Origin of the sequence: Bordetella petrii, from assembly GCF_000067205.1 — a bacterium.
Classification (GTDB): Bacteria; Pseudomonadota; Gammaproteobacteria; order Burkholderiales; family Burkholderiaceae_B; genus Bordetella_A; species Bordetella_A petrii.
In genome coordinates this window covers 4102131-4127926 of the sequence record NC_010170.1, presented here as the reverse complement: position 1 = coordinate 4127926, position 25796 = coordinate 4102131, and the positions used below count along the sequence as shown (strand labels likewise).

Here is a 25796-nt window from a genome sequence, read left to right as displayed (position 1 = left end):
GGTTCGCTCAATTTTAATCGAATCAGCACGCGAATGTGCTGATTCGGCACATGATGTCTGAAAGGGTGCCCGAGAATATCCACCGATATTCCAACGAGACGGATACGCCGTCCATTTCAGCACCCCCAAGGGAGACATCATGAAATTGTTCAAGTCGCGGCACGCCACCAGGGTCGTGCTCTGTTCCATTGTTGCCTGCGCTGCTGCGGCGCCCGCAATGGCCGATTACCCCGAGCGCTCGATATCGCTGGTGGTGGGATACCCGGCTGGCGGCAGCGTAGACCTTACTGCCCGCCTGTTCGGCGAAGAGCTTGCCAAGCGCCTGGGGCAAAGCGTGGTGATCGAGAACGTGGGCGGGGCCGGCGGCACCATCGGCGCCCAGCGCGTGGCGCGCACCGAGCCTGACGGCTACACCCTGTTGCTGGGGTCGACCAACGAAATGGTGATTGCCCGCATGGTCAATCCGGCCGTCAAGTACGACGGCGCCAAGGACTTCACGGCCTTGGGCGTGATCGCCTCGCAGCCCATGCTGCTGGCCGCCAGCAAAGAATCGGGCGTCACCACCGCCGAGCAGTATCTGCAGAAGTTGCGGGCGGCGCAGCCCGGCACGTACAACTTCGGCTCGTCGGGCGTGGGTACGGCGCTGCACCTGGCGGGCGAGATGGTCAACCAGTCCACCGGCACCCGCGCCGCGCACGTGCCTTATCGTGGCGTCGCCCCCATGGTGACGGACCTGATGAGCGGCCAGCTCGACTACGGCGTGCTGGTGTTGTCGTCGGGCTTGCCGCAGGTGCGGGGCGGTAAAGTGGTGGCGCTGGGCGTGACCGAGAAGCAGCGTTCTCCCGCCGCGCCGGATATTCCCGCCCTGGCCGAAACCCCGGGTTTCGAAGGGGTGGACATCAATGTCTGGTTCGCCCTGTACGGCCCCGCGGGCCTGCCCGAGCCGGTGGCCGCCAAGCTGCGCGCGGCGCTGGCGCAAACGCTGCAGTCGGAACACTTCCGCGCGAAGCTGCAGCAGGCCGGCGGCGTGCTGGCGCAACCCGGCATCGACCCGGTTGCGTACCAGGCCAACGAAACCAAAAAATACGGCGCGCTGGTCAAGGCCGCGCAGATCGACGCACAGTAACCGCAGCACGAGAAACGACGCATCATGCAATTCCAGCTTTCCGCCCCGGACCTGTCGGCCGAGCGCGCGGGCAACACCGGCACGCCTGGCGTGTGGCATTTCGATTCGGGCACGCCGGGCAGGGCGTTGATGGTGACCGCCCTGGTGCACGGCAATGAGCTGTGCGGCGCGTGGGCATTGAAGGAATTGCTGGCGTCGGGCCTGCGGCCGCGCCGCGGCAGCCTGACGCTGGCGTTCTGCAACCTTGAGGCGTTCGACCGCTTCGACTCGGCCCGCCATGACGCGTCGCGGTTTGTCGACGAAGACCTGAACCGGGTCTGGAGCGCGCAGCGCCTGGATGACCCCGTTTCGTGCGAGCGACGGCGCGGCGCGGCGTTGAGGCCGTGGGTGGAGCGGGCCGACTGGCTGCTGGACCTGCATTCGATGCATGAGCCCGGCGCGCCGCTGTTGCTTACCGGCGTGCTGCCACGCAATATTGCGTTGGCGCGCCGGCTGGGCGCGCCGCGGCATGTCATTGTGGACGCCGGCCACCAGGACGGCGTGCGCATGCGCGATTACGGTCGCTTCGGCGACCCCGGCCAAGCCGATGCCTGCGCGCTGTTGATCGAGTGCGGTTTCCATGGCGACCCCGCGGCGCGACTGGCAGCCCGCGATCTGGTAGCCCGCATGCTGGTCGAGTCGGCCGTGATCGATGCCACCGACATGCCGGACGGCTGGCTGCTGCCTGATACGCCACCAGACCAGGCGTGCGGCGCCCTCCACGGCGCCGGCCCGCAGCGCGTGTTGCAAGTGACCGATGCCGTGGTGGCCCCTTCGATGGACCTGCGCTTCGCGCAGCCCTGGCAGGGACTGGAAACCCTGGCCGAGGCCGGGTCGCTGATCGGCTGGGCGGACGGCGCGCCGGTGGTCACGCCCTATGACAACTGCACCTTGATCATGCCGTCGCTGCGGCAATTGAAGCCCGGCGTGACGGTGGTGCGCCTGGCGCGCGAGTACGCAGGCTGAGCGCCGCCGCGCGCGTGGGCGCGGATGAAAGGCGCTACGGAAGCTGCATATCGAAGCCGGCCTTGGCCAGCTCGAACTGGCATTGTTCGAAACCCGTGCCCGGCACGAGTTCGCCAGAGCGGTCGCGAATTTCATCCATGCGCGCGCGGATCTGCTGCGCGGCGTCTGCGTCGGAATCGACAACAATGCCGCGCGTCATGGTGATGTTGGCGCTTTCGACGCCGCCCGCGCCCGCCAGCAGAATGCAGCGGGTGGGGGCGTCTTCGCCCACCAGGGCGACCACGGCGGGGCTGACGGCGGCCGGCGACAGGCGTTCCAGGGCTTCGGGCAGCAGTATGCCTTCCGTCATGGCGGTGGCGGCGGTGGGAGCCAGGCAGTTCACGCGGATGTCGTGCTTGGCGCCTTCCAGCGCCAGGGTCTGCATCAGGCCCACCAGGGCCATCTTGGCGGCGCTGTAGTTGGATTGCCCGAAATTGCCATACAGGCCCGATGACGAGGTCGTCATCACGATGCGGCCGTAGCGCTGTTCGCGCATGATCTCCCACACCGCCTTGATACAGTGCACGCTGCCCATCAGGTGCACGTCGAGCACTTGCCGGAAATCTTCCAGGCTCATCTTGGAAAAGCTCTTGTCCCGCAGGATGCCGGCGTTGTTGACCAGGATGTCGACGCGCTGCCATTCATCCATGACGCGGCCCACCAGGCTTTGCATGGCGTCGTAGTCGGTGACGTCGCCGCCGGCGGCCAGCGCCGTGCCGCCATTGCGCACGATTTCATCGACTACGGCGCTGGCGGGCGAACCGGCATGCGCGCCGGCCACGTCGTTGACCACGACGCGCGCGCCCTGGCGGGCGAGTTCCAGGGCATGCGCCCGGCCCAGGCCGCTACCGGCGCCCGTGACGATGGCTACACGATCCTGCAGATACTTTTTCATGAATTCTCCTAGAAATCGACCGGGTTCAGAACGCCACCGCGTCTGCTCCCTTCAGGCCCAGCATGGCCCGCGCTTCGGCGGGCGTGGCTATGTCCAGTGAAAGCTCGCTCAGGATGCGGCGGATTTTGCCGACCTGTTCCGCGCATGATTTTGCCAGTTGTCCCCGGGCCAGGTACAGGCTGTCTTCCAGGCCCACGCGCACGTTGCCGCCCAGGATGGCGCCCATGGTGACCAGCGGCATCTGATGGCGGCCCGCGCCCAGCACCGAGAAGCGGTACCCGTCGCGGCCGAACAGGCGGTCGGCGGTGGTTTTCATGGCCACCAGGTTTTCGGGGTCGGGGCCCATGCCGCCCAGGATGCCGAAGATGCTCTGTATGAAGAGCGGGCCTTTGATGAGGCCTTCGTCGACGAAATGCGCCAGGTTGTACAAATGCCCCATGTCATAGCATTCGAACTCGAAGCGCGTGCCGCACTCTTCGCCGAGTACCTTGAGGATGTGCCGGATGTCGCGGAAGGTGTTGCGGAAGATGAGGTCTTCCATGCCTTCTATGTACGGCTTTTCCCAGCCGTGCTTCCATTCGGAAATGCGCCGCGCAGCCGGATGAATGGAGAAATTCATCGAACCCATGTTCAGCGAGCACATCTCGGGCTTGGCGCGCAGAGGGTAGGCCAGGCGTTCCTCGAGCGTCATGCGGGTGCTGCCGCCGGTGGTGATGTTGATCACGGCGTCGGTCGCGTCGCGGATGCGCGGGATGAATTCGTCGAACACAGCGGGGTCGGCCGTGGGACGGCCGTCGCGCGGATCGCGCGCGTGCAGGTGCAGGATGGCCGCGCCGGCTTCGGCGGCTTCGATGGCCTGCTCGGCGATTTGGGCGGGCGTCAGCGGCAGGTGCTCGGACATGGTCGGCGTATGCACCGACCCCGTGACGGCGCAGGTAATAATGACCTTCTCTTGGCGGTTTGTCATATTGGATCTCATCGGTAGCGGATTGGGGGTGGGCGCCCCGGTGCTTAAACGGCCAGCCATTGCGCGACCAGGGCCTCGTTCGAGCTCAGTTCATGCGGCGCGCCCTCGAAAACGATGCGGCCGTGACCCATGACGCACACGCGCGTCGAGACTTTCAGCGCGATGGTCAGCTTCTGCTCGACCAGCAGCACCGAGACGCCCTTGCGATGCATGTCCTGGATGCACTCGCCCACCTGGGCCACGATGCGCGGGGCCAGGCCTTCGGTGGGTTCGTCGATCAACATCACCAGCGGATTGCCCAGCAGCGAGCGGCAGATGGTCAGCATCTGCTGCTCGCCGCCCGACAGGCTGCCCGCCTTGGTGCCACGCCGTTCTTTCAGGCGCGGGAAGTAGTCGAACATCTGCTCGACGGTCCAGCGATGCGCGCCGGGCACGGCAGGCTGCTGGCCCATGCGCAGATTTTCGTCCACGGTGAGGTTGGCAAAGACCTCGCGTTCTTCCGGCACATAGGCAATGCCGGCGCGGCAGATGGCATAGGGGCGGGCGCCCGCCAGGTCGCGCCCGCGCAGCCGCACGCGGCCGGAGCTGGGCGGCACCAGGCCCATGATGGCTTTCATGGTGGTAGAGCGCCCCACGCCGTTGCGGCCCACCAGGCTGACGACCTCGCCCTGCCCGACCCGCAGGTCGACGCCGTGCAGGACGTGGCTTTTTCCGTAGTGGGCGTGCAGGTTTTCCACGCCCAGCAAGGGGGTATCGGCAGTGCTCATACAGTGGCCTCGTCGCCCAGGTAGGCTTCGCGCACGCCCGCGTGGCCGCGGATTTCGGTGGGCGTTCCGGTTGCGATGACCTGGCCGTAGACCAGGACGCTGACGCGGTCGCTCAAAGAGAACACCACGTCCATGTCGTGTTCGACGATCATCAGCGTGCGTCCGACCGAAATCTCGCGGATCAGCTGGGCGGTGTACTGGGTTTCGTCGTGCGACATGCCGGCCATGGGTTCGTCCAGCAGAATCAACCGGGGGTTGGACGCGAGCGTCATGGCGATTTCCAGCGAACGCTGCTCGGAATACGCCATTTCGCCGGCGATGGCGCCGGCCTTGGGCGCCAGGCGCACCAGTTCGAGCAGGCGTCCGGTTTCGTCGCGTATGCGGCGGTCGCGGTCAATGAACTTCCAGAATGCGTACTGCAGGCCGTGCGCGCGCATGACCGCCAGGCGCACGTTTTCGTAGGTGCTCAGCCTGGGAAAAATATTGGTGATCTGGAACGAGCGCGCCAGGCCCAGGCGGTTGATCGCCTGGGGCGGACGGCCGCCGATGTCGCGGCCTTCGAAGCGGATGGCGCCGGAAGTGGGCGCCAGCTGGCCGGACACCAGATGGAACAGCGTGGACTTGCCCGCGCCGTTAGGCCCGATCAGCGCGTGCCGCTCGCCCTCGCGCACCTCCAGGTCCACACCGCGAATGATGTCAGTGGGGCCGAATGACTTGCGCAGGTCGTGCAGGGTGAGTAGGGAAGTGCTCATGCCGATTCCTCGCTATGCCGCACCGGTAGCGGGGCGTGGGCGGACGCCTCGTCGCCGGCCAGGGTGTCCAGCAGCCGGCGGCAGCGCCAGAACATCAGCCCGGCCGCGCCGAACAGCAGCAGCGGCACGCCCCAGGTGGCGGCGGACGCGGGCTGCCATGCGTGGTCGAACAGCGCCACGGGGGGCCAGGCGCCGCCGGCGGAGGCTTGCAGCAGCGCGCGATATTCCTGCGAGAACAGCCGCTGCAGCAGCTCTATGGTGAATACGGTCGCGGCGCTGCCCAGCACGGCGCAGCCGATAGCCAGCAGGAACAGCGGCGCCAGGCGGCCCAGCCGGTGGCGTTCGCGCAGGCGCCCGACTATGGCGATCAGCCCGGTCAGGCCGGTGGGCAGGAACATCATGACCAGCACGAACAGGATGCCCTGGTAAAGCAGCCATGAGCGCGTCAGGTCGGAAATGGCATAGCCGAAGAAGGTCATCAGCGCCGCGCCGAACGCAGGCCCCAGGAACACTTGCACGCCGCCGATATAGGCGTTGAGCACAGCGGCGGCCGACAGCGAGGCATCGAACACGACATAGTTGGCAGACTCGTTGGACAGCACCTGCAGCCCGCCCGCCATGCCGGAGAACATGGCCGATATGGCGAATACCAGCGTGCTCAGGCCGTGCACGTTGTAGCCCAGGAACTTCAGCCGGTGGCTGTTTTCGCGCAGCCCCAGCGTCAACCTGCCCAAGGGCGTGCGCGTATACAAAAACAGCAGCGTCATGGCGGCCAGCACCCAGGCCAGTGTCAGGTAGTACACCTGCGTGGTCGAGCCGAAATCGAAGCCCCACGCGGGCATGCGCATGGTCGATATGCCCGCCTCGCCGCCGAAGATGCCTTTCAGGTGCGGCGCCAGCGAGTGCACCAGTTCGGCGATGGCCAGGGTGATCATGGCGAAATAGGTGCCGCTGCGCTGGGTGGCGAACCAGCCGGCGATGCCGCCAAAGACCAGGCCGCCCACCGCGCCAGCCAGCGGCATCAGGGGCGTGGGCAGCAGGCCCGCGCCGCCCACGGCGTTCATGGCGTGCACGGTGGCGAAGGCGCCCACGCCGAAGTAGGCCGCGTGCCCGAAAGACAGCATGCCAGCCTGTCCGCACAGCAAGTTGTAGGCGCTGGCGAACAGGGCGGCGATCAGCATCTGGATGGCCGCATTGAGCAGGCCTTGCGATAGCAGGAACGGCAGCGCCGCCAGCACGAGGGCGCCCGCCAGGCAGGCGATCAGGGTTTTTCTCATGGCTTCAGTTTTTCTCGCCCATCAGGCCGCCGGGCCGAACCAGCAGGATCAGCAGCATCAGCGCGAAAGGCAGCGTCGCGGCCAAGCTGGACAGGTTCAGCGTCATCAGTCCGCCCACGCCGCGCGCCCATTCCCCGGCGCCGAACAGGTCGAACAGGTCGGCCAGGCTGGCGTCTACCGTGACGGCCAGCGAGGTGATGATGCCGATCAGCAGCGATGCCAGCATTGCGCCGACCAGCGACCCCAGGCCGCCCACCACCACCACCACGAACACCATGACGCCCAGTTCCAGGGCCATGTTGGGGTTGGTGGTGTAGAAGGCGCCCGCCACGGCGCCAGCCAGCCCGGCCAGCGCCGCGCCCACGCCGAATACGCCCATGAACACCAGCGGCACGTTGTGGCCCAGCGCCTCGGCCATGCTGGGGCGGTGGATGGCAGAACGCACCACGATGCCCACGCGCGTGCGGGTCAGCATCAGGTAGATGGCGATGAACATCGCGATGGCGATGCCGCCCATCAATAGCCGGTAGAACGGATACTGGGTGCTGCCGATGGCGAACGCGGCAAAATCCAGCGAAGCCGGGACGCGATAGTCGACAGGGTAGTTGCCGTAGAACAGCTTGATGATCTCTGCGATGATGAACGACAGGCCGAAGGTCAGCAGCAGCTCGTGCGCGTGCCCGTGGCGGTGCACCCGGCGCAGGAAGCAGCGTTCTACCACCACGCCGATCAGCCCCACCAACAACGGCGCGGCGACCACGGCGGGCCAGAATCCCGCCACGCCCTGCAGCGTATAGGCGAAATAGGCGCCCAGCATGTAGAACGACGCGTGCGCGAAGTTCAGTACGCCCATCATGCCGAAGATCAGGGTCAGGCCGGCCGACACCATGAAGAGCAGCAGTCCGTAGATGACGCCGTTCATCAAAGAAAAGAAAAGCTGTTCCATGGGGCGGCGCTCAACCGGGTCGCTTCATCTTGCAACTGGCCTGCGCGGGCGTCGACGCCTGCTGGGCGGTCAGCAGCAGCACCGGCTTGAAGCCCATGTCGGTGTTGTCGACCTTGTGCCGCGCATCGCGCGTGACGGTGGACACCACCATGGGCAACTGCGCCTGGTGATCGGCGGCGCGCATGCTCATTTCACCCATGGGCGTGGGAATGCGCGCGGTTTCGAGCGCCAGCGCCAGGTCGTTCACGCTCAGGGCGCCGTTCCGGGGCTGGGTGCGCTTGAGCGCATCGGCCACCATCTTCATGCCGTAGACCGTTTGCGGCTCGATGAACACCGGCATGTGGCCGGTCTTGGCCTGGTAGTCCTGCACGAATTGCTCGGCTTGCGCGTCGCCCGCTTCGGCGTTGAACGTGTGCACGACGAAGTTGCCTTCGGCCAGGTCGCCCGCGTTAGCGAGGTTGCCCGGCTGGTCCAGGTACACCGTGCCATAGCGCGCCTTCAGGCCGGCCGCCTTCGATGCCTTCATGAGCAGCAGCAGGTCGTTGGACCAGTTGCCCGTAATGACTGTTTCGGCGCCAGAGGAAGCGATTTTGGCGACGTAGGGGGAAAAGTCCTGGATCTTGTTGACGTCGTGCAGGGTCTTTTCGACCACCGTGTAGCCGCCGGGCTTCTGGTTGTCCAGAATCGCCTGCTGCATGTCCTGGCCCCACGAGTAGTTCTGGTTGATGGCGTACACCTTGGTGCCCAGGGCGCCGGCTTTCTTCATGCCTTCGACCAGCGCCTTGGTGCGCACCTGCGCATTGCCGGCAAAGCGGAAGTGGTAGAAGTTGCACTTTTCGCCGGTAAGCTCCAGCGCCTCGGCGCCCATGTTGATGTAGACCATCTCTTTGCCGGGGTTGCGCAGGTTGTGCTTGCGGATGTCTTCGGTGATTTGTCCGCCGATGGCCGACGAAGCGCCCTGCACGACGATCTGCACGCCGTCGGCGGCAGCCGCCTTGAGCTTGTCGGCCGCGCCCGCGGGGCCGCCCTGGTTGTCGTATTCGAGCAGTTGCACCGGTTCGCCGTTCCAGCCACCAGCGGCATTGATCTGGTCGACGACATAGCGCACGGCGGTGCGGTAGGCTTGGCCCGATGACGCCTGGGGGCCGGAAAGCGTTTCCACCAGGCCGATCTTGACCGGCGCCGCCGAGGCGGGCATGGCGCAGCAGGCCCCCAGCGTGGACGCCACGATAATGGCGGAAAAGTCGAGTTTGTTCATGCCTGTCTCCTGTTTTTTTAGATTGCCATGGAACGGGCCGGCGGGGCCGGCGCCGGGTGTTCAGAGATATTCGATATTGCCGTCCACGCTGATGGCCTGGCCAGTGATGTTGCGCGCGGCGGGCGAACACAGGAATAGCGCCGTGGCGGCGATGTCGTCGGCGGTGACCATGCGGCGCAGCGAGATCTTGCCCAGGTATTCGTTGCGCATGGTTTCCACCGGCACGCCGGCGGCCGCGGCGCGCGCGCCGATGACGCCATCCATGCGTTCGCCTTCGACTGTGCCGGGAAGAATGGCGTTGACCCGCACGCCGTGCGGGCCCAGTTCGATAGCCAGCGATTTCATGAACCCGACGATGGCCCATTTGGTAGAGGCGTAGGGCGTGCGCAGCGCGTAGCCCAGCCGGCCCGCCACCGAACTCATGGCGATCAGGCACGGATTGTTGCGCGACGCCTTCAGCAGCGGCACGGCGCGGCTGGCGAAGTAGAAATGGCTGTTCAGGTTCACGTCGATCGTGCGCTGCCAGTCGCCGGCCTGCAGGCTTTCGACGGGGCCCGTCGGCCCGGCGATGCCCACGTTGTTCACCAGCACGTCCAGCCCGCCAAGGCTGTTCTGCACGTCGGCGAAGACTGTGTCCACGTCGCGCGGAACCGACGCGTCGGCCATGGTGGTGGTGATCTCGGGTGTCTCGGCGGCCAGGCGGTCGAGCGCGGCGCGGTCGATGTCACAGACATGCACGCGGGCTCCGGTCTCGCGCAGGGCGCGGGCCACGGCGGCGCCGATGCCGGATGCGCCGGCGGTGACCAGGACGCGCAGCCCGGGCGTGGGCCGCAGCGTGTCGATGAGGCTGTTGTGCACCTGTTTGTATCCTGTGGTGGGCATATCGCCAGTGTCACGGACGCGCCCGCGCAAATCTATGTGCAATTTGCACATAGATTGGACTAAGTTGATATGATGTTCGCACTGTGCGGGCGGCGCGCCTGTGCGCAACTCCGTCTGGTTATCGCGGAAACCCCATGCCTTCGCCTGCCCCTGTCCCCCGGAAACGCCCCGCGGCCCGCCTGCCGGCCGGGACGCAAGCCGGGGCGGTTGCCGCCGACCTGCTCGGCCTGCTGCATGGTAATGCGGCCATAGACGATTTCGCGGCGCGGCTGGCCGACCTGGAAGCGCTGCCCGACAGCCTGGCGCAAAAGAACGGCCTGATCGAACTGGCGCGCATGGCCATGGCCTTGCGCAACCGGCTGGAGCAGCACGAGCAGCGCGAGCGCGGCATGTTGGCGGTGATCGAATCGGCGCAAGATCTCGCCGGCCGGCTCGATCTGTCCGAGTTGCTCAAGGCCATTGTTACCCGCGCCCGCGATTTGCTGCGCGCGCACCTGTGCTGGCTGACCATCTACGACCCCGACGGCAGCGAGTTCAGGGTCGTGGTCACCGAAGGGGCGATCGTCGAGCGCACTGGCCGGATGACTGCGCAGCGCAAGCGCGGCGTCGCGGGTGTTGTCATGTCGACCCGCCTGCCGTTCTCTACGCCCGACTACCTGCACGACAACCGTTTCATCCACGATCCCGAGCTGGACGATATTTTCCGCGACGAGGGCGTGGCGGCGCTGGTGGGCGCGCCGTTGATCTGGGACGACAGCGTGATCGGCCTGCTGTTCGTGGCCGACCGCTACCACCGCACCCACACGGCGCTGAACATATCCATTCTGTGCACGCTGGCCACCCACGCGGCCGTGGCGATCAACAATGCCCAGGCCTTCGCCGACGCGCAGGCCGCGCTGGAAAAAGCCGACCAGGCGCGCGCCGAACTGGAGCAGCATGCGCGCGATGTGCAAAGCGCGGTCGAGGCGCACGAGCGGTTGACCATGTTGCTGGCCCGCGGCGCCTCGCTGGGCGAGCTGTGCCAGTCTATTGCAGAGCTGCTGCAGGGCAGCGTGCTGGTGCTGGACGAAATGCACCATGTGGTCGGGCGCGGCGTGGCCTCCGGTTACGACGGCGGCGCGGCCGACGCCTACCAGCCGCACGGCCCGCACAGCGCGGCATTGACGCAGGCGTTGAACGACAGCCGGCGGGCGGGCCGCTCGACCATCGCCTACAAGAGCGGCGGGGAACTGTGCCGCGCCACGGCGGTGATCGGCGGCGGGGGCGTGCTGGGTTCGGTGCTGCTGTTCCGGCATGAAGACATGCGTGACATTTCGATCCGCACGTTCGAAAGAAGCTCCAGCGTGATCGGCGTGGTGCTGCTCTCGCAAGAGCGCATGGAAGCAAGCCGCAGCCGCGATATTTCCGAATTCCTGCAGTCGCTGATCTCGCCGCGGCAAGGCGAGCCTGCGCTGGCGCGCGGCCGCGCCGAGCGCTTCGGCCTGGATATTTCCCAGCCCATGTCGCTGATGCTGGTCGAGCCGGACCAGCCCGGGCCGGCTTTTCTGGCGCGGCGCCTGCGCGCGCTGTTCGACTGGCCCGGACTGGTGCTGGACGAGGTGGACGGCGTGCTGGCCTTCGTGTGCGGCGCGGCGCGCGCCGGGCAGTTGCTGGACGGCTTCGGCGATTTCGCCCGGCGCGAGCTGGGCGGCGCCTACCGCGGAGTGCTGTCGCGCCCCGTGCACAGCGCGGCGGAAATGCCAGGCCTGTACGCCTCGTTGCGCCGCGCGCTGCCCGTGGTGGGGCGGCTGGGCATGCATGGGCGCATCGTCGCCCAGAACGAAATGGCGCTTTATTCGGCCTTGTTCGAAACGCAGGACCGCGCCAGCCTGAACCTGTTCCTGGATTCCGCCATCGGCGCCGTCGTGGCGCACGACCGCAAGCGCGGCTCAGACCTGGCGGCCACGCTGCTGGCGTATTTCGACAATCACCAGAATGCCTCGGTCACCGCTTCTCGCCTGGGCATTCATGTGAACACCGTGCGCCAGAGGCTGGCGAGCGTGGAGTCGCTCATAGGCGACTGGGGCGACGCCAGGCGCGCGCTGGAGATCCACGTTGCCTTGCGGCTGTGGAGCATAGGCGTGGCAGGCTCCGGCTCCGCATTGGGGTAGGGTCGGGCCGGCAACGGCGGGCGAGGCCGCTTGCATAGCTGGTTTGCCATCCCCGGCATAGCCTGCGCCCGGCAGGCCAAATACCATGCTTTTCACCAAAACAACCAGAAAGCATGGAGACGGCATGAAAATGGCGCGCGCGCTGGCAGCGGCTGGCTTGTACCTGGGGATGTGCCTGGCGGGCGTCGCCCAGGCAGGCGACTACCCCGATCATCCCGTGCGGCTGGTCGTGCCGTTTCCCGCCGGCGGGGCCACCGACCTGATGGCCCGGGCCCTGGCGCAAGACCTGGGCGAGCGCCTGGGGCAGTCGGTGGTTGTGGAAAACCGCGGCGGCGCGGGCGGCGCGATCGGCGCCGAGGCCGTGGCCAATGCCGCGCCCGATGGCTACACGCTGCTGTACTCAACCATGGGCGTGCTGACGATCAACCCGACGCTTTACGATGCGCTGCGCTACGACCCGCAGAAGAGCTTCGCGCCCATATCGCTTACCAACCTGACTTCGAACCTGCTGGTGGTCAGCAACGGCATGCCGGTGAATTCGGTGGCCGAGCTGGCCGAGCTGGCGCGGCAGCGGCCCGGCGAGCTGACTTTCAGTTCTTCCGGGCGGGGCACCACCAGCCACCTGGCCGGCGAGATGTTCAAGTCGATTGCCGGCGTGGATATCCGCCACATTCCGTACAAGGGCACGTCGGGCGCCATCAACGATTTCCTGGCCGGACGCATCTCGATGATGATCGACACTTCGTCGAATTTCATCGAGCCGGTCAAGCAGGGCAAGATCAAGGCGCTGGGGGTGACCAGCCGCCAGCGGCTGCCGGTGCTGCCGGATGTGCCGTCCATATCCGAGGCGCCAGGGTTTTCGGCCTACGAGGTCAGCCTGTGGTCGGGCGTGCTGGCGCCGGCGGGCACGCCGCGGCCCATCATCGAACGCCTGAATCGCGACATCGAGTCAGTCATGACCACGCCGGCAATGACGCAGCGCATGGCGAGCTATGGCATCCGCACCACGCACAGCACACCGGAAGCCTTTGCCGAACGCATCCGCGAAGACACGAAGAAATGGGCGCAGGTGATCCGCCGATCCGGCGCGGACGCAGACTGAGGCGCCAACCGGCCCTCATGCCAGCCCCATGCCAGCCCCCATACCCGCCAGTGGAGCGACCATGTTCTTGAAGACCCGCACGTTGATGGCCGCGCTGGCGGCTGCTGCGCTGGCGCCCGCGTCGGCCGGCGCCGCGGACCCGGCGAATGCCTATCCCGACCATCCCATCACGCTGATCAATCCCTATGCGGCCGGCGGACCGGCCGACACGGTGGCGCGCAGCCTGGCGCGGGCCATGGAAAAGCGCCTGGGCCAGCCCGTCGTGGTGGAAAACAAGCCGGGCGGCGGCGCCTCGATCGGCACCGGCTTCGTGGCGCGCGCCAAACCGGATGGCTATACGCTGCTGGTGGGTACGTCGGCCGGGCACGTGGTCACGCCGCTGATGCAGAAAACTCCCTACGACGGCGTGGACGGATTCGCCTTCAGTTCGGTGCTGGCCGTGCAGCCCATCATGCTGGCGGTGAATCCCGAGCGCGGCATCAAGACGGTGGCGGAACTGATCGCGCGCGCCAAGGCTGAACCCGGCACGCTCAGTTACGGCTCGGCCGGCGTGGGCGGCGCCACCCACCTGGGGGCCGAGCTGTTCCAGCAAGCCGCGCATATCCAGTTGAACCACATTCCCTATGCCGGCGCGTCGCCCGCCATCAACGACGCCGTGGGCGGGCAGATCGACATGGTGATGCTGAACCTGTCGGCCAGCCTGCCGTTCATTCGCCAGGGCCGCCTGGTGCCGCTGGCATACGCGGCCGCCCAGCGCTCGCCGCTGCTGCCGCAGGTGCCGACGTTGGATGAGGCCGGCGTGCATGGCGCGCAGGCCGCCACCTGGTACAGCCTGGCCGCGCCCGCGGGCACGCCGCCGGCGATCGTGCAACGCCTGAGCGATACTGTCCGCGACGTGAACAACGATCCCGATTACCGTCGCGTCATGCAAGACCAGGCGATAGAGTTGATGGCGCTGACGCCGCAACAGGCGCAGGCCTTCGTCGAGAAAGATCGCGCCGATATGCGGCCCCTGCTGGACCGGCTGGGGCTGCTGGCAAAATGACATTCACCGGCCGCGTGCCGCTTGGCTACGAAAGAGCGACGCCACACTCATGAATTTCGATTTCAGCGAACTGGCTTCGGCCGATGCATTCAAGCTGCTGTCCAGCGTGGTAGTGCCGCGGCCTATCGCGTGGGTGGTCAGCCTGTCGCCCGAAGGGTGGCTGAACGCCGCGCCGTTTTCTTTTTTCAATGTCGTGAGCAGCGACCCGCCCATTGTGGCGTTGGGTATCGGGCCGCGTGGCGGGCAGCTGAAGGACACGTCGCGCAATATCCAGGCCACAGGCGAGTTCGTGGTCAACGTTGCCTCGGCCGGGCTGGCCGAGCAGATGAACCGCACCAGCCTGGATTACGTGGCCGACGTCGACGAACTGGCGCGCGTGGGGCTGGACACCGCGCCGTCGCTGCGGGTGGCGCCGCCACGCATCGCGCAGAGCCCGGCGGCGTTGGAATGCCGCGTCTGGCAGGTCATCGAGGCGGCCCCGCACCGGGTGATCGTGCTGGCGCGGGTCGTGGCCATGTACCTGCGCGACGACGCCATCCTGAATCGCGAAAAATTCTATGTAGACACGCCGGCGCTGCAATTGCTGGGCCGCATGCACGGCGCGGGCTGGTATGCCCACACCAGCCATTTGTTCCAGATGCCGGCGCCGGATGCCGCCAACGATCCGGCGGTGCGGCCCGCCCAGGGCCACTGAGCCCGCGCAAGAATTTTCGGAGACTCAACAGATGAAGCTGCATTGGTCGCCCCGCTCGCCGTTCGTGCGCAAGGTGATGATCGTGTTATACGAAGCGGGCATAGAAGACCGCGTCACCCTGGTGCGCACGCCGGTGGCCATGGACAAACCCAACCCCGACCTAGTGCCCGACAACCCGCTCATCAAGCTGCCCACGCTGGTGCTGGACGACGGCACGGCGGTGTACGACTCGCGCGTTATCTGCGCCTACCTGGACGGCCTGGCGAACACCGGCCTGCTGCCCGCCGAGCCGCGCGCGCGCCTGACGGCCGAGCGGCGCCAGGCGCTGGGCGACGGTTTGCTGGACGTGTTGCTGCTGTATCGCCAGGAGCGCGCCAAGCCGCAGGCGCGGCAGACGCCCGCCTGGCTGGATGCGTTCGACCTGAAAGTCAGGGCGGTACTGTCCGCCCTGGAAAAAGAAGCGCCCGAGCTCGAGGCCACGCCGTTCGACCTGGGCCTTATCGCCATCGGTTGCGCGTTGTCGTACCTGGACTACCGGTTCGCCGACCTGCCCTGGCGCGAGGGCCATGCGGCGCTGGCGGCCTGGCATCGCCGCTTCAGCAGCCGCCCCTCGGTGGCGCGCAGCCAGCCCGACGACGCCGCGGCCTGAGCCGCATAACCCTAGGATTGCATCATGAGCCGTATTCCGTTTCCTGCTCCCGACACCATGAGCGAGGAACAAAAGCGCGTCTATGAGCGCATCGTCTCGGGGCCGCGCGGGCGCCTGGTGGGTCCGCTGCGCGCCGCGCTGCACAACCCCGAACTGGCCGACCGCTGGCAGGCGCTGGGCGCCTTGCTGCGCTTTGGCACCAGCCTGCCGCCCCGGGTCAGCGAGCTGGCCATCGTGGTGACGGCGCGCCGCTGGAACAGCCAGATCGAATGGCACATCCACGCGCAGGCCGCGGCCGACGCCGGTATTGCGCCGGCGGTGCTGGACGCCATCCGCGCGTGCCGCGCGCCTGAATTCGAGACGCCTGCCGATGCGCTGGTCTACGAGTATGCCCGCCAGATCCAGGAAACCGGGCAGGTGCCGCCGGACCTGCACGCGCGCGTCGTCGCACAATGGGGCGTGGCGGGCGTGGTCGAGCTGACCGCGGTGATCGGGTACTACACCATGGTGTCCATGACCCTGAACGCCCACGAGATCCCCATGCCGGACGGCGCGCCGGCGCCGCTGGAGGTGCCGGCCGAAGCCGGCCAGCCGGCCCTGAGCCGCCTGGCGCCGTTGCCACACAAGGACCAATCATGAGCGCCGACCGGCAAGCCATGCCCTATGTTCCCGACACGACCGAGACCCCTCGCATGCCGGGGCGGCCGCGCCACGCATTGCCGGCCGATGCCTGCGATGCGCATTGCCATGTGTTCGGGCCGTACGATCGCTTTCCGCTGCAGCATACGTCTACCTATGCCGCGCCCGATGCGCCGGCGCAGCGCTACCTGGCCATGCTCGACGCCCTGGGCGCGCGGCGCGGCGTGCTGGTGCAGCCGGCGCCCTATGGCGTCGATCCGTCGGCGTTGCTCGACGCGCTGGCGCAGGGCCAGGGCCGGTTGCGCGGCGTGGCGGTGGCCGATTCGCAGGTCAGCGACGCCGAGCTGCAGACGCTGTACGACGGCGGCGTGCGGGCGCTGCGTTTCGTCGAGGCGCGCGACCCGTCCGGCAGGCTTTTCCCGGGCAGTGTCGGCTTCGGCGAGGTGGCGGCGCTGGCGCCGCGCATGAAGCAGCACGGCCTGCACGCGCAGCTCTGGGCGCCGTGCGATGTGTATATGCAGCATCTGCCGGCGCTGGCGCGGTTGGGGCTGCCGCTGGTCATCGACCACCTGGGCAGCCTGGTGCCCGCGCGCGGGCCGCAAGATGCGGTCTTCCAGCTGCTGCGCGGCCTGCTGGCCGATGGCGCTATCTGGATGAAGCTGACGCTGTGCCGGGTGGGCACGGCGCCCGATTATGCCGATGCCCGCTACCTGCACGACGCCTTCGTCCAAGCCAACCCCGACCAGGTGTTGTGGGGCTCGGACTGGCCCTACGTGCGCATGGGCGAGCGGGCGCCCGCGGCCGACGCTCTGGCGGATGTGGCCTGGGAATGGCTGGGCAGCGACGCGCTGCGCCAGCAAGTGTGGGTGGACAATCCGGCCCGCCTGTACGGGTTTTAGGCGCCGGGCGGCGGCGGCTCAGGGGGTGACGCGCCAGACGCCTTCGCCGCCGATTTCGCGTGCCAGGGCTTCAATCTGCCCGGCAACCTCCATGACGGTGCGCCCCGGCCCCTTGCTGCGGGCGTACGCCATGGAAATGATGCGGCGCATGCTGGGGTCGCGCAGCGCGGCCACGCTCAGGCGGCCTTCCTGCACTTCCTGCCATACCGCGTGCAGAGGCAGCACGGTGTACATCTGCTCGTGCTCGACGATCGATTTCATCAGCGGCAGCGAATCGGCCTCGATCAGGGGCGCGATGGTGATCTTGCGCGCGCGGGCCAGGCCGTCCAGCGTGTTGCGCAGGCCATTGGGCGCGCCGGGCAGGATGAACGGCAGGCCGTCCAGCTCATCGAAGCGGATCTCGCCGGCGCGCGTGCGCGCATCGCCCGGCGCGCCGATCAGGTATGAATCGACGTAGCCCAGGGCCGTTTCGCCGGGCGGACATTTTTCGGCATAGCGGTACAGGATGGCGATGTCGACGCGGCTGTCGGTCAGCCATTCTTCGATCTGGCCGCTCGACCCTTCGAAGATCTTCAGGTGCACCTTGGGAAACTGCTTGCGCAGCCGCGAGAACAGCATGCGGATGAGTGGATGCGCGGTCGAGGGCAGCAGCCCCAGCGTGACCTCGCCGGCCGGCTCGCGCGCCTGGCCGTTGACTTCGAGTTCCAGCCGCTCGGCGTCTTCGAGCAGGGTGCGCACCAGCGGGAACACCCGTTCGCCTACTTCCGACAAATGCACCCCGCGGCCGGTGCGGTTGAACAACCGCGCGTTGCATTCGCGTTCGAGCGCGTTGATGCGCCGGCTCAGCACCGATTGGTCCTGGTCCAGGTGCAGGGCGGCGCGGGTGATGCTGCCCAGTTCGGCGATGGCGACGAAGGCGCGCCACTTATGCAGGTCGGCGGTCAGGTCCAGGCTGGGGCCCGTGGCTTTGGCTGATGGCATGATGGCTGTCGGGATTGAAGTACGCGGGCACACTATACGGCAAAGCCGCCGGCCCTTTGCTGGTGCGCGGCGGCCGCGCGCCTACTGCAGTCCCAGCTTGCCGCGGCGAATCACCTCGCCCCACTTGCGCGATTCCGCTTCCATCACCTTGCGGTATTCGTCCGGCGTGGTGGCCTGCGGCACCGCGCCCTGGTCGATCATTTTGCGGCGCAGGTCCGGGTCTTGCAGCGACTGCGCAATGGCTTCGGCCATGCCGTTGACGATCTCGGGCGGCGTGCCGGTGGGCGCGATCACGCCGTAATTCGATTCGACCGACACAGTGGGCAGGCCCAGCTCTTTAGTGGTGGGCACGTCGGGCAGGCCCTCGAAGCGGTCGGGGCTGCCCACGGCCAGGGCGCGCAGCTTGCCGGCCTTGATGAAACTGAGCACCGCCGACGCATCGCCCAGGAACAACTGCACCTCGTTGGCCAGCAGCGCGGTCACCGCGGGCGCGGCGCCTTTGTACGGCACGTGCATGATGTCTATGCCGGTTTCCTGCTTGAGCAGTTCGGCGCCCAGGTGGGGAGTAGTGACGTTGCCGGCCGAGCCGTAGTTGTATTTGCCGGGATGCTGTTTTGCCGCGGCGATGAAGGCGGGCAGGGTGGTTTCGGGCGTGGACGGGTTCACCACGAACACCATGGGAATGCGCGCCACCAGCGAGACGTACTGGATCTTGGACACGTCGTACGGAACCTTCATGACGTGCGGCAGGCCCGAAATCGCGCCGGGCACGCCAAAGCCGAAAGTGCTGCCGTCCGGCGTGGCGCGCACGGTGGCGTCCACGCCGATGGTGCCGGACGCGCCGGCGCGGTTTTCCACCACGACGGTCTGCCCCAGTTTCTGCCCCAGCGTGGGCGCCAGCAGCCGCGCCAGGTTGTCGACCGAGCCACCGGGCGGATAGGGCACGATCAGGCGGATGGGCTGGTTGGGCCAGGCCTGGGCGGCCTGTGCGCCGGGCATCAGCGCGGCGCACAGCGCCAGGGCGGCGGCTGCCAGGAAGGCGTGGTTTTTCTTCATGAGTATGTCTCCTTGTGGCGCGGGTGGCCGCGTGTGGGTCATGCGCCTTGCAGGCCCAGCACCTGTTTGGCGTAGATGTTGCGTTGTATCTCGTTGGTTCCGCTGAAAATCGTGGCGGCCAGGGCGTTGATGTACGGCGCCAGCGCATGCACCCTGCCGTGGCTTTCTTCCATCGCCGCGCCGCCGTATTCGTCGGTGGCCTGGATGAGCAGCGCGCCCAGGCGCTCGTGCGTTTCGGTGGCCCATATCTTCAGCAGCGACAGTTCGGGCGGCAGGGGGCGGCCGGCGCGCGCCATGTCCGCGAACACCTCGTACATGGCGGTGAGGTCGGCCGCGTCCAGCCGCAGTTCGGCCAGCCGGTCGGCGAAAGCGGCATCGGCCAGCAGCCCGCGCTGGCGGGCAACGCCGAAAATCTGCTGCAGCGCATGGTTGGCGTGTTTCGGGCTGCCGCTGAACAGCCGCTCGAAGCCGAGCAGCGCCTTGGCGATGCCCCAGCCGGCGTTCAATTCGCCCACCAGGTTGTCGCGCGGCACGCGCACCTGGTCGAAGAACACTTCGCAGAATTCTTCGTGGCCGGACAACGTGCGGATCGGACGGCGGCTGACACCCGGGCTGCGCAGGTCGACCAGCAGGAAGCTGATGCCGGCCTGTTTCTTCACTGTCTTGTCGGTACGCACCAGCATGAACATGTGGGTGGCGTCCTGCGCCAGCGTGGACCAGGTCTTTTGCCCCGTCACGATCAGGTCGTCTCCGTCGACCACCGCCTCGCAGCGCAGCGCGGCCAGGTCCGAGCCGGCGTTGGGCTCGGAGTAGCCTTGCGCCCACACGTCCTGGCCGGACAAGATGCCGGGCAGGAAGCGGTCGCGCTGCGCCTGGGTGCCATAGCGCAACAAGATGGGGCCGAGCATCACCAGCCCCTGGTCGGGCGCGCGCGCCACGCCGTAGCGCTCGGCTTCTTCGATGTAGGCGATCAGGCGGGCGGGAGACAACGCCATGCCTCCGTGTTCGCGCGGCCAGGAAGGGGCGATCCAGCCCTGGCGCGACAAGGTGTAGTACCAGTCTTTGATTTCGTCCCAGTGCAGGCGCCACGGCACGTGGCGCAGGTGGGCCGGATAATGCGCGCGGAAGAAGCGCCGCAGCATGGCGCGGAACTCGGCCTCGGGCATGGCGTTCCAGTCGGCCTGCCGGGGAAAGTCCTCCGCGGCGGTCGAGTCCTGCGCGGCGTCTTCGTCTGGCGCGGCGGGGGCGGGCGCCAGGGCGCCGAAGCGCTGGCGGTGCGCGGTGGCGTTGCCCAGCCAGGCCGCCAGGTGCAGCGCGCTGCGAAAGTACAGGCTGACGTCGCACTCGTCGGTGTAGCCGATGGCGCCATGCAATTGCACCGCCAGGCGGGCGGCCTCCAGGCCGGCGCGCGCGGCGCGCGCTTTCACGCGGCTGGCGGCGGCCCGGGTGGCGACGTTGTCGGCATGCGCAAGCCCGTTGAGCGCGTTCAGCAGGCTGTTGGCCGCCAGTTCCACTTGCATGACCGCATCCACCAGCCGGTGCTGCAAGGCCTGGAACGAGGCCAGCGGCTTGCCGAACTGCTGCCGGGTGTTCAGATAGGCTACCGAGTCGGCCAGGACCTGGCGCGCGGCGCCAGTCAGTTCGGCGGCCTGCATCAGCCGTCCGAGATCCAGCGCGGCATCGATCGCGTCCAGCACGCCCTGGCGCGCCAGCAGGGCTTGCGGCGGCAGGGTGGCGGACTCCAGCGACAGGTGGCAGGCGCGCGCGCCATCGGCGCGCCGGTAGACGGCGGCGGTAACGCCCGGCGTGCCGGCCGCCACGTAGAACAGCGCCGGCCCTTGCTCGCCGTCGGCCGATACCAGCCAGCCGTCCACGCCATCGCCCGGGATGACATGGCGCTTTTCGCCATTGAGCACGTAGGCGCCTTCGCGCAGCGTGACGCTGGCGCCGAATGCGCCCGTGGCCTCGCCGGCTTCGAGTTGGCCGTCGGTTTCCTGCCAGGCCAGTCCGACGATGCGCTGGCCGGCGCAGATGTCCTGCAGCAGTTGGCGGCGCGCCTGCGCGCCGGCGTCGTCATCCAGGCGCGCCAGCACGGCGCTCGGCAATACGGCGCACGCCACCAGGGGTTCGGGCAATTGCGCCCGCCCGGCCTCTTCCATGACGGCCGCCATGGCGTGCCAGCCCAGGTCCAGTCCACCCAGCGATTCGGGCACGGCCATGCCCAGCCAGCCGACTTCGGCGATTTCGCGCCAGTAGTCGCGGTCGGGCGGCGCATCCTGGCGCTTGCGCTGTTTCTGGTCGCGGCGCTGCAGGAAGTCGCGCGCGCTGTCGCGAATGGCGTCGATCATTGCGGTGTCGGGCTGGCTCATATGATGCCCTCTGCCTGCAGCCGCGCGATCTCGGCCTCGTCCAGTCCCAGCTCGGCCTTGAGCACGGCCGCACTGTGCTCGCCCAGCATCGGCGGGGGCAGCCCGGCCTGGATGGGGGTGCCCGAGAAATGAATCGGGTTGCGCACGTATGGCATGTCGCCCAGGCGCGGGTGGGGCATGCGGCCCAGCACCTGGCGGTGCTTGACCTGCGGGTCTTCGAACACCTGATCCATTGTGTAGATGGGGCCGCAGGGAACCTTGGCCTCTTCCAGGGCCGCGTTCCAGTCGGCGACCTTGCGGGCGAGCAGGGCCGGCTCGATCAGCGCCGACAGCTCGGCCTGGGCCGCCGCGCGCTTGGGGTTGGTGTCAAAGCGCGGGTCTTGCGCCAAAGCGGGCAGGCCGATTACGCGGCAGAAGCTCTGGAATTGCGTATCGTTGCCCACGGCCACCATCAAGTGCCCGTCCTGGCAGGCAAAGGCGCGAAACGGCGCGGTAATTTGCGAAGACGAGCCCATGCGCGCAGGCAGCTTGCCGCTGGCCAGATAGTTCATGCCGATATGCGACATGGCGGCAATCTGCGCGTCGAGCAGGGCCAGGTCGATGTGCTGCCCGCGGCCGGAAATCTGGTCGCGATGGCGCAAGGCCGCCAGGATGGCGCACACGGCATAGAACCCGGCCGTCAGGTCGGATACCGAGTAGCCGGCTTTCACCGGCCCGGCGCCCGGTTCGCCGTCGGGCACGCCGGTCACGCTCATCAGGCCGCTCATGGACTGGAAGATGGGGTCGTAGCCCGGCAGGTGACTGTATGGGCCGTCCTGGCCGAAGCCGGTGATCGAGCAGTACACCAGGCGCGGATTCAGCCCGGACAGCGAGGAGTAGTCCAGCCCGTAGCGGCGCAGGTCGCCGGCCTTGAAGTTTTCGATGACGATGTCCGCTTTCTGCGCCAGGCGGCGGACCAGGGCCTGGCCTTGCGGGTGCGAAATGTCGATGGTCAGCGACCGCTTGCCCCGGTTCATTGCCACGAATGACGAGGTTTCGCTGGTGGGGGCGCCGTCCGGGCCGGGCATCGGGTATCCCTGGTGGCGCACGTCGTCGCCGCGGCCGGGCCGCTCTACCTTGATGACCTCGGCGCCGAAGTCGGCCAGCATCTGCGCGGCCCAGGGGCCTGAGAATACGCGGCTCAGGTCCAGCACTTTCACGCCCTCGAGCGCTCCTGCCATGATGTCTCCTTGGTATTGGTTAAGGGGGCGGCGCGCCGGCTAGCGGCCCTGGAAGACGGGGGCGCGCTTTTCGAGGAAGGCGCGCCGCGCTTCCTGCGCGTCTTCAGTCTTGGCGATGGCGGCGGTCATGTCCTGTTCGTAGCGATAGCCGTCGCGCAGGCTCATGTCCTCGATGGCATTGAGCGTCTGCTTGGCCAGCACCGTGGCCAGCGGGCTCTTGGATGCCAGTTCCCGCGCCAGAGCCATCGCTTCATCCATGAGCGCCTCGGACGGCACCGAGGCCTCGACCACGCCCAGCCGGTAGAGCTCGTCGCCGTCGATGCGCAGGCCGGTCAGCATCATGCGCCGCAGGCGCGAATGGCTGAACAGCCGCATGCCGTGCCGCCCGCCGCCCAACAGGCCGACGTTGATCTCGGGCAGGCCCACCGTGGCGGTCGACGCCGCCAGCAGAATGTCGCACGACGCCACTATCGCCAGGCCGGCGCCCAGCGCCGCGCCGTTGATGGCGCCCACCACCGGCTTGGCGCATTCGCGGATGGCGTGAAAGCACTCGCGGGTGCGGCGCGAATGCTGCGGCAGGTCGCCCGGCCCCTTGATCGTGGTGGCGCGATTCTTCAGGTCGGCGCCGGCGCAAAAGGTCTTGCCCTGGCCGGACAGCACCACCGCGCGCACCTCGGGGGTTTCGGAAATGCGGTCCAGCACCCACGACAGCTCGTTCATCATCTCGGTGGAAAGCGCATTCACCGGCGGATTGGCCAGCAGGATGACGGCCACGCCGCCATCCAGGGTGACGTCCAGCGCGGTGTAGGGGCCGGTCAGGGCTTCGGGCATGTTCAAGGTTGTCTCCGGTCGGGTGTCAGATAATGTTGCGGTCGCGCAGGCCCTGGATCTGTTCGTCGCTCAGGCCCAGTTCGCCCAGCACTTCGAGCGTGTGCTCGCCCAGCAGCGGCGGGGCGCGATCCACGCGCAGGCTGGCGCCGCCGAAACGCAAGGGGTTCATGACCTGGGGCACCGAACCTGCCGCCGGATGCGGCAGCCGGCGCAACATGCCGCGATGCACGACCTGCGGGTCGTCGAATACTTCGGGCACGGTGTTGATGGGGCCGGCGGGCACGCCCGCCTCCTTGAGTTTGCCGAGCCAGTGCGCGCGCGGCTGGCTGGCGAAGGCCGCATCCAGCACCGGGTCCAGGCTGGCCTGGTTCTGCACGCGCTTGCCGTTGGTGGCGTAGCGCGCGTCGCGGGCCAGCGCCGGCTGGCCGATCACCTCGCACAGCGTGACGAACTGTGCGTCATTGCCTACTACGATCACGATGTCGCCGTCGGCGCAGCCGAAAGTGCGCTGCGGCTGGATGTTGGGGTGCGCGGTGCCGGTGCGGCGCGGCACGCGGTTGCCCAGCAGGAAATTCATGGCCTGGTTGGCCAGCAGGCCCACTTGCACATCCAGCATGGCGACGTCGACGTATTCACCCTGGCCGGTCTGCGTGCGGCGCAAGAGCGCCGCCACAATGCCCAGTGCCGCATAGACGCCAGTGCTGAGGTCGACAATGGGTATGCCCACCTTCTGCGGGCCGCCGCCCGGCTTGTCGTCGCGCTCGCCGGTTACGCTCATCAGGCCGCCCATGGCCTGGATGAGGAAGTCGTAGGCCGGCTCGGCCGCGCGCGGGCCGGTCTGGCCAAAGCCCGTTACCGAGCAATACACCAGGCGCGGATTGATGCGGGACAGCGCCGCGTAGTCCAGCCCCAGGCGCGCCAGCGTGCCCACCTTGTAGTTTTCCAGCACCACGTCGGCGTCGCGGCACAGGGTCTTGATCAGATCCTGGCCTTCGGGTGTCTGGAGATCCACCGTAATGGAGCGCTTGCCGCGATTGGTGGCGATGAAATAGGCGCCGTCGGCCGTATCCGCGCCCGCCTGGTCTTTCAGGAAGGGAGGACCCCACGAGCGGGTGTCATCGCCGCGTCCGGGGCGTTCGACCTTGATGACATCGGCGCCTAGGTCCGCGAGGATCTGGCTGGCCCAGGGCCCGGCGAGCACGCGGCTCAGGTCGAGCACCTTGATATTCGATAACAGCGGCTGCAAGGCCCACTCCTTGATTCCTTAGACGTGTCGCCAGTCTAGGAATACAGGGCCGCGGAAGGCACCGCCCGCGCCGGCAAAGCTGTTATGTGGTTTGTGCCAAGCGGCGAGCCGGCGCGGATGTCAGGCCGCGCTTTCGGGCCGCTGCAGCCAGGCGGCGATTTCGCCCACGACCTGTTCGGGTTGTTCGCGGTGGGGCACATGGCCGCAGGCCCGCAGAATAAGCGGCCGGCCGCCGGCGAGCTCGGCAATGCGCCGGGGATGGTCCAGCGATCCGTATTCGTCCTGGTCGCCGTGCAGCGCCAGGATGGGGCAGCGCGCCTGGCGCAGGTAGTCGTCCAGATTCCAGCTGGCAAAGTCGGGCGACAGCCAGGTGTCGATCCATGCGCTCAGCACCCAGGCGGCTTTCTCGCCATGGTATTTTTTCAGGCGGTCGAGCTGGCCCGGCTGCGCGAAATCTTCCCTGGCTTGCCGGATGCCGGCCAGCGTATGTTCTTCGGCATACATCTGGGCCGACTCGGTGATCAGCGCATCGCAAGATTCGCCATAGATGGCGGCACACACCAGCGCCATGCCGCCGCCGACGCTGTGGCCGAATGCCACGTAGCGCTCCAGCCCCAGGGCCTCGCGCACGGGCTGGAAACCCTGGCGGGCTTCCTGTTCGACAAAATCCGGACCCAGCGTGCCCGGGTGCGGGTCCGAACGCCCGAAACCCAGCCGGTCGTAGGCAACGACGACGCGGCCGGTGGCCAGGGCAAGCTGTCGCGGAAAATCGCGCCACAGCTCGACGCAGCCCAGCGAGTCGTGAAACAGCACCACGGGCGCCTGCTTGCCGGGCGTGTCCGGCATCCATTGCCGGGCGTACAGCCTGCCGTCGGCGGCGTCGATGAAAGTGTCCTGAGTCGTTACGGTTGGCATTCGTCCTTCTCGCAAGGGCAGTGGCGCGGCATCGCGGAAACTATGCCGATCATAACCAGTACGTGCCTGTTTTGTAACTTTTATAT

24 protein-coding genes are annotated in these 25796 nt (G+C 67.6%); 9 read left to right on the top strand and 15 right to left on the bottom strand.

All coding sequences use genetic code 11. The features are described from left to right. Positions 1-139 precede the first annotated feature (139 nt). The gene (locus tag BPET_RS19880) at positions 140-1126 is read left to right on the top strand and encodes a Bug family tripartite tricarboxylate transporter substrate binding protein (protein ID WP_012250809.1); all 987 of its coding nucleotides are present in this window, start codon (positions 140-142) and stop codon (positions 1124-1126) included. A 24-nt stretch (positions 1127-1150) separates the two neighbouring features. Beyond that, positions 1151-2131: a M14 family metallopeptidase gene (locus tag BPET_RS19875; RefSeq protein WP_012250808.1), complete on the top strand. Its 981-nt coding sequence runs from the start codon at positions 1151-1153 to the stop codon at positions 2129-2131. Between the two features lie 34 nt (positions 2132-2165). On the opposite strand, the gene BPET_RS19870 is transcribed toward BPET_RS19875, so the two are convergent. The 8 genes from BPET_RS19870 to BPET_RS19835 are packed head-to-tail and all read right to left on the bottom strand — an operon-like array spanning position 2166 to position 9914. Then, positions 2166-3065 (bottom strand): SDR family NAD(P)-dependent oxidoreductase, encoded by a 900-nt coding sequence (locus BPET_RS19870; RefSeq protein ID WP_012250807.1) that lies wholly within the window; start codon positions 3063-3065, stop codon positions 2166-2168. Positions 3066-3090: 25 nt separating this feature from the next. After that, positions 3091-4032, bottom strand: coding sequence for a BKACE family enzyme (locus tag BPET_RS19865; RefSeq protein WP_041863090.1), 942 nt, complete (start codon positions 4030-4032; stop codon positions 3091-3093). Between the two features lie 44 nt (positions 4033-4076). Further along, entirely contained in the window at positions 4077-4799 is a 723-nt protein-coding gene (locus BPET_RS19860) for an ABC transporter ATP-binding protein (protein WP_012250805.1), read from the bottom strand. Beyond that, complete coding sequence (locus BPET_RS19855; protein WP_012250804.1) at positions 4796-5551, bottom strand: ABC transporter ATP-binding protein; 756 nt, start codon at positions 5549-5551, stop codon at positions 4796-4798. The genes BPET_RS19860 and BPET_RS19855 overlap by 4 nt, the downstream gene beginning before the upstream one ends. Then, the gene (locus BPET_RS19850; protein WP_012250803.1) at positions 5548-6828 is read right to left on the bottom strand and encodes a branched-chain amino acid ABC transporter permease; all 1281 of its coding nucleotides are present in this window, start codon (positions 6826-6828) and stop codon (positions 5548-5550) included. The genes BPET_RS19855 and BPET_RS19850 overlap by 4 nt, the downstream gene beginning before the upstream one ends. 4 nt (positions 6829-6832) lie before the next feature. After that, positions 6833-7774 carry a branched-chain amino acid ABC transporter permease gene (locus BPET_RS19845; RefSeq protein WP_041863089.1) on the bottom strand — a complete coding sequence of 314 codons (942 nt, stop codon included), beginning with the start codon at positions 7772-7774 and terminating at the stop codon, positions 6833-6835. Between the two features lie 10 nt (positions 7775-7784). Next, on the bottom strand, positions 7785-9032 hold the full coding sequence (locus tag BPET_RS19840; protein ID WP_012250801.1) for a branched-chain amino acid ABC transporter substrate-binding protein: 1248 nt from the start codon (positions 9030-9032) through the stop codon (positions 7785-7787). A gap of 60 nt (positions 9033-9092) precedes the next feature. Beyond that, complete coding sequence (locus BPET_RS19835) at positions 9093-9914, bottom strand: SDR family oxidoreductase (RefSeq protein ID WP_012250800.1); 822 nt, start codon at positions 9912-9914, stop codon at positions 9093-9095. Positions 9915-10048: 134 nt separating this feature from the next. Here BPET_RS19835 and BPET_RS19830 point away from each other — a divergent pair, with 134 nt between their 5' ends. From BPET_RS19830 to BPET_RS19800, 7 genes are all read left to right on the top strand, one after another. Next, positions 10049-12064 (top strand): helix-turn-helix domain-containing protein, encoded by a 2016-nt coding sequence (locus BPET_RS19830; RefSeq protein WP_012250799.1) that lies wholly within the window; start codon positions 10049-10051, stop codon positions 12062-12064. 124 nt (positions 12065-12188) lie between these two features. After that, complete coding sequence (locus BPET_RS19825) at positions 12189-13166, top strand: Bug family tripartite tricarboxylate transporter substrate binding protein (protein ID WP_012250798.1); 978 nt, start codon at positions 12189-12191, stop codon at positions 13164-13166. A gap of 61 nt (positions 13167-13227) precedes the next feature. After that, positions 13228-14211, top strand: coding sequence for a Bug family tripartite tricarboxylate transporter substrate binding protein (locus tag BPET_RS19820; protein ID WP_012250797.1), 984 nt, complete (start codon positions 13228-13230; stop codon positions 14209-14211). A gap of 49 nt (positions 14212-14260) precedes the next feature. Next, positions 14261-14905: a flavin reductase family protein gene (locus tag BPET_RS19815; RefSeq protein WP_012250796.1), complete on the top strand. Its 645-nt coding sequence runs from the start codon at positions 14261-14263 to the stop codon at positions 14903-14905. A gap of 31 nt (positions 14906-14936) precedes the next feature. Beyond that, positions 14937-15554 (top strand): glutathione S-transferase family protein, encoded by a 618-nt coding sequence (locus BPET_RS19810; protein WP_012250795.1) that lies wholly within the window; start codon positions 14937-14939, stop codon positions 15552-15554. A 24-nt stretch (positions 15555-15578) separates the two neighbouring features. Further along, complete coding sequence (locus BPET_RS19805) at positions 15579-16193, top strand: carboxymuconolactone decarboxylase family protein (RefSeq protein ID WP_012250794.1); 615 nt, start codon at positions 15579-15581, stop codon at positions 16191-16193. Further along, positions 16190-17092 (top strand): amidohydrolase family protein, encoded by a 903-nt coding sequence (locus tag BPET_RS19800; RefSeq protein ID WP_012250793.1) that lies wholly within the window; start codon positions 16190-16192, stop codon positions 17090-17092. The genes BPET_RS19805 and BPET_RS19800 overlap by 4 nt, the downstream gene beginning before the upstream one ends. 18 nt (positions 17093-17110) lie before the next feature. Here the strand turns inward: BPET_RS19800 and BPET_RS19795 are convergent, their stop codons facing one another. From BPET_RS19795 to BPET_RS19765, 7 genes are all read right to left on the bottom strand, one after another. After that, positions 17111-18073 carry a LysR family transcriptional regulator gene (locus BPET_RS19795; RefSeq protein ID WP_012250792.1) on the bottom strand — a complete coding sequence of 321 codons (963 nt, stop codon included), beginning with the start codon at positions 18071-18073 and terminating at the stop codon, positions 17111-17113. 81 nt (positions 18074-18154) lie between these two features. Continuing rightward, positions 18155-19129, bottom strand: a complete 975-nt coding sequence (locus BPET_RS19790; protein WP_012250791.1) for a Bug family tripartite tricarboxylate transporter substrate binding protein — start codon at positions 19127-19129, stop codon at positions 18155-18157. Between the two features lie 38 nt (positions 19130-19167). Then, positions 19168-21498 (bottom strand): acyl-CoA dehydrogenase, encoded by a 2331-nt coding sequence (locus BPET_RS19785; protein ID WP_012250790.1) that lies wholly within the window; start codon positions 21496-21498, stop codon positions 19168-19170. Then, entirely contained in the window at positions 21495-22718 is a 1224-nt protein-coding gene (locus BPET_RS19780) for a CaiB/BaiF CoA transferase family protein (RefSeq protein WP_012250789.1), read from the bottom strand. Before BPET_RS19780 ends, BPET_RS19785 begins: the two co-directional genes overlap by 4 nt. Before the next feature lie 39 nt (positions 22719-22757). After that, on the bottom strand, positions 22758-23549 hold the full coding sequence (locus BPET_RS19775; protein WP_012250788.1) for an enoyl-CoA hydratase/isomerase family protein: 792 nt from the start codon (positions 23547-23549) through the stop codon (positions 22758-22760). Positions 23550-23574: 25 nt separating this feature from the next. Next, complete coding sequence (locus BPET_RS19770) at positions 23575-24795, bottom strand: CaiB/BaiF CoA transferase family protein (RefSeq protein ID WP_012250787.1); 1221 nt, start codon at positions 24793-24795, stop codon at positions 23575-23577. 120 nt (positions 24796-24915) lie between these two features. After that, positions 24916-25710: an alpha/beta fold hydrolase gene (locus BPET_RS19765; RefSeq protein WP_012250786.1), complete on the bottom strand. Its 795-nt coding sequence runs from the start codon at positions 25708-25710 to the stop codon at positions 24916-24918. Positions 25711-25796: the final 86 nt, after the last annotated feature.

Coding starts and splice junctions, on each gene's coding strand:
- BPET_RS19775 (WP_012250788.1), bottom strand. CDS start 23,549: ATGCCCGAAGCCCTGACCGGCCCCTACACCGCGCTGGACGTCACCCTG.
- BPET_RS19795 (WP_012250792.1), bottom strand. CDS start 18,073: ATGCCATCAGCCAAAGCCACGGGCCCCAGCCTGGACCTGACCGCCGAC.
- BPET_RS19835 (WP_012250800.1), bottom strand. CDS start 9,914: ATGCCCACCACAGGATACAAACAGGTGCACAACAGCCTCATCGACACG.
- BPET_RS19780 (WP_012250789.1), bottom strand. CDS start 22,718: ATGGCAGGAGCGCTCGAGGGCGTGAAAGTGCTGGACCTGAGCCGCGTA.
- BPET_RS19840 (WP_012250801.1), bottom strand. CDS start 9,032: ATGAACAAACTCGACTTTTCCGCCATTATCGTGGCGTCCACGCTGGGG.
- BPET_RS19825 (WP_012250798.1), top strand. CDS start 12,189: ATGAAAATGGCGCGCGCGCTGGCAGCGGCTGGCTTGTACCTGGGGATG.
- BPET_RS19855 (WP_012250804.1), bottom strand. CDS start 5,551: ATGAGCACTTCCCTACTCACCCTGCACGACCTGCGCAAGTCATTCGGC.
- BPET_RS19830 (WP_012250799.1), top strand. CDS start 10,049: ATGCCTTCGCCTGCCCCTGTCCCCCGGAAACGCCCCGCGGCCCGCCTG.
- BPET_RS19875 (WP_012250808.1), top strand. CDS start 1,151: ATGCAATTCCAGCTTTCCGCCCCGGACCTGTCGGCCGAGCGCGCGGGC.
- BPET_RS19880 (WP_012250809.1), top strand. CDS start 140: ATGAAATTGTTCAAGTCGCGGCACGCCACCAGGGTCGTGCTCTGTTCC.
- BPET_RS19785 (WP_012250790.1), bottom strand. CDS start 21,498: ATGAGCCAGCCCGACACCGCAATGATCGACGCCATTCGCGACAGCGCG.
- BPET_RS19790 (WP_012250791.1), bottom strand. CDS start 19,129: ATGAAGAAAAACCACGCCTTCCTGGCAGCCGCCGCCCTGGCGCTGTGC.
- BPET_RS19765 (WP_012250786.1), bottom strand. CDS start 25,710: ATGCCAACCGTAACGACTCAGGACACTTTCATCGACGCCGCCGACGGC.
- BPET_RS19810 (WP_012250795.1), top strand. CDS start 14,937: ATGAAGCTGCATTGGTCGCCCCGCTCGCCGTTCGTGCGCAAGGTGATG.
- BPET_RS19815 (WP_012250796.1), top strand. CDS start 14,261: ATGAATTTCGATTTCAGCGAACTGGCTTCGGCCGATGCATTCAAGCTG.
- BPET_RS19850 (WP_012250803.1), bottom strand. CDS start 6,828: ATGAGAAAAACCCTGATCGCCTGCCTGGCGGGCGCCCTCGTGCTGGCG.
- BPET_RS19820 (WP_012250797.1), top strand. CDS start 13,228: ATGTTCTTGAAGACCCGCACGTTGATGGCCGCGCTGGCGGCTGCTGCG.
- BPET_RS19865 (WP_041863090.1), bottom strand. CDS start 4,032: ATGACAAACCGCCAAGAGAAGGTCATTATTACCTGCGCCGTCACGGGG.
- BPET_RS19870 (WP_012250807.1), bottom strand. CDS start 3,065: ATGAAAAAGTATCTGCAGGATCGTGTAGCCATCGTCACGGGCGCCGGT.
- BPET_RS19805 (WP_012250794.1), top strand. CDS start 15,579: ATGAGCCGTATTCCGTTTCCTGCTCCCGACACCATGAGCGAGGAACAA.
- BPET_RS19860 (WP_012250805.1), bottom strand. CDS start 4,799: ATGAGCACTGCCGATACCCCCTTGCTGGGCGTGGAAAACCTGCACGCC.
- BPET_RS19845 (WP_041863089.1), bottom strand. CDS start 7,774: ATGGAACAGCTTTTCTTTTCTTTGATGAACGGCGTCATCTACGGACTG.
- BPET_RS19800 (WP_012250793.1), top strand. CDS start 16,190: ATGAGCGCCGACCGGCAAGCCATGCCCTATGTTCCCGACACGACCGAG.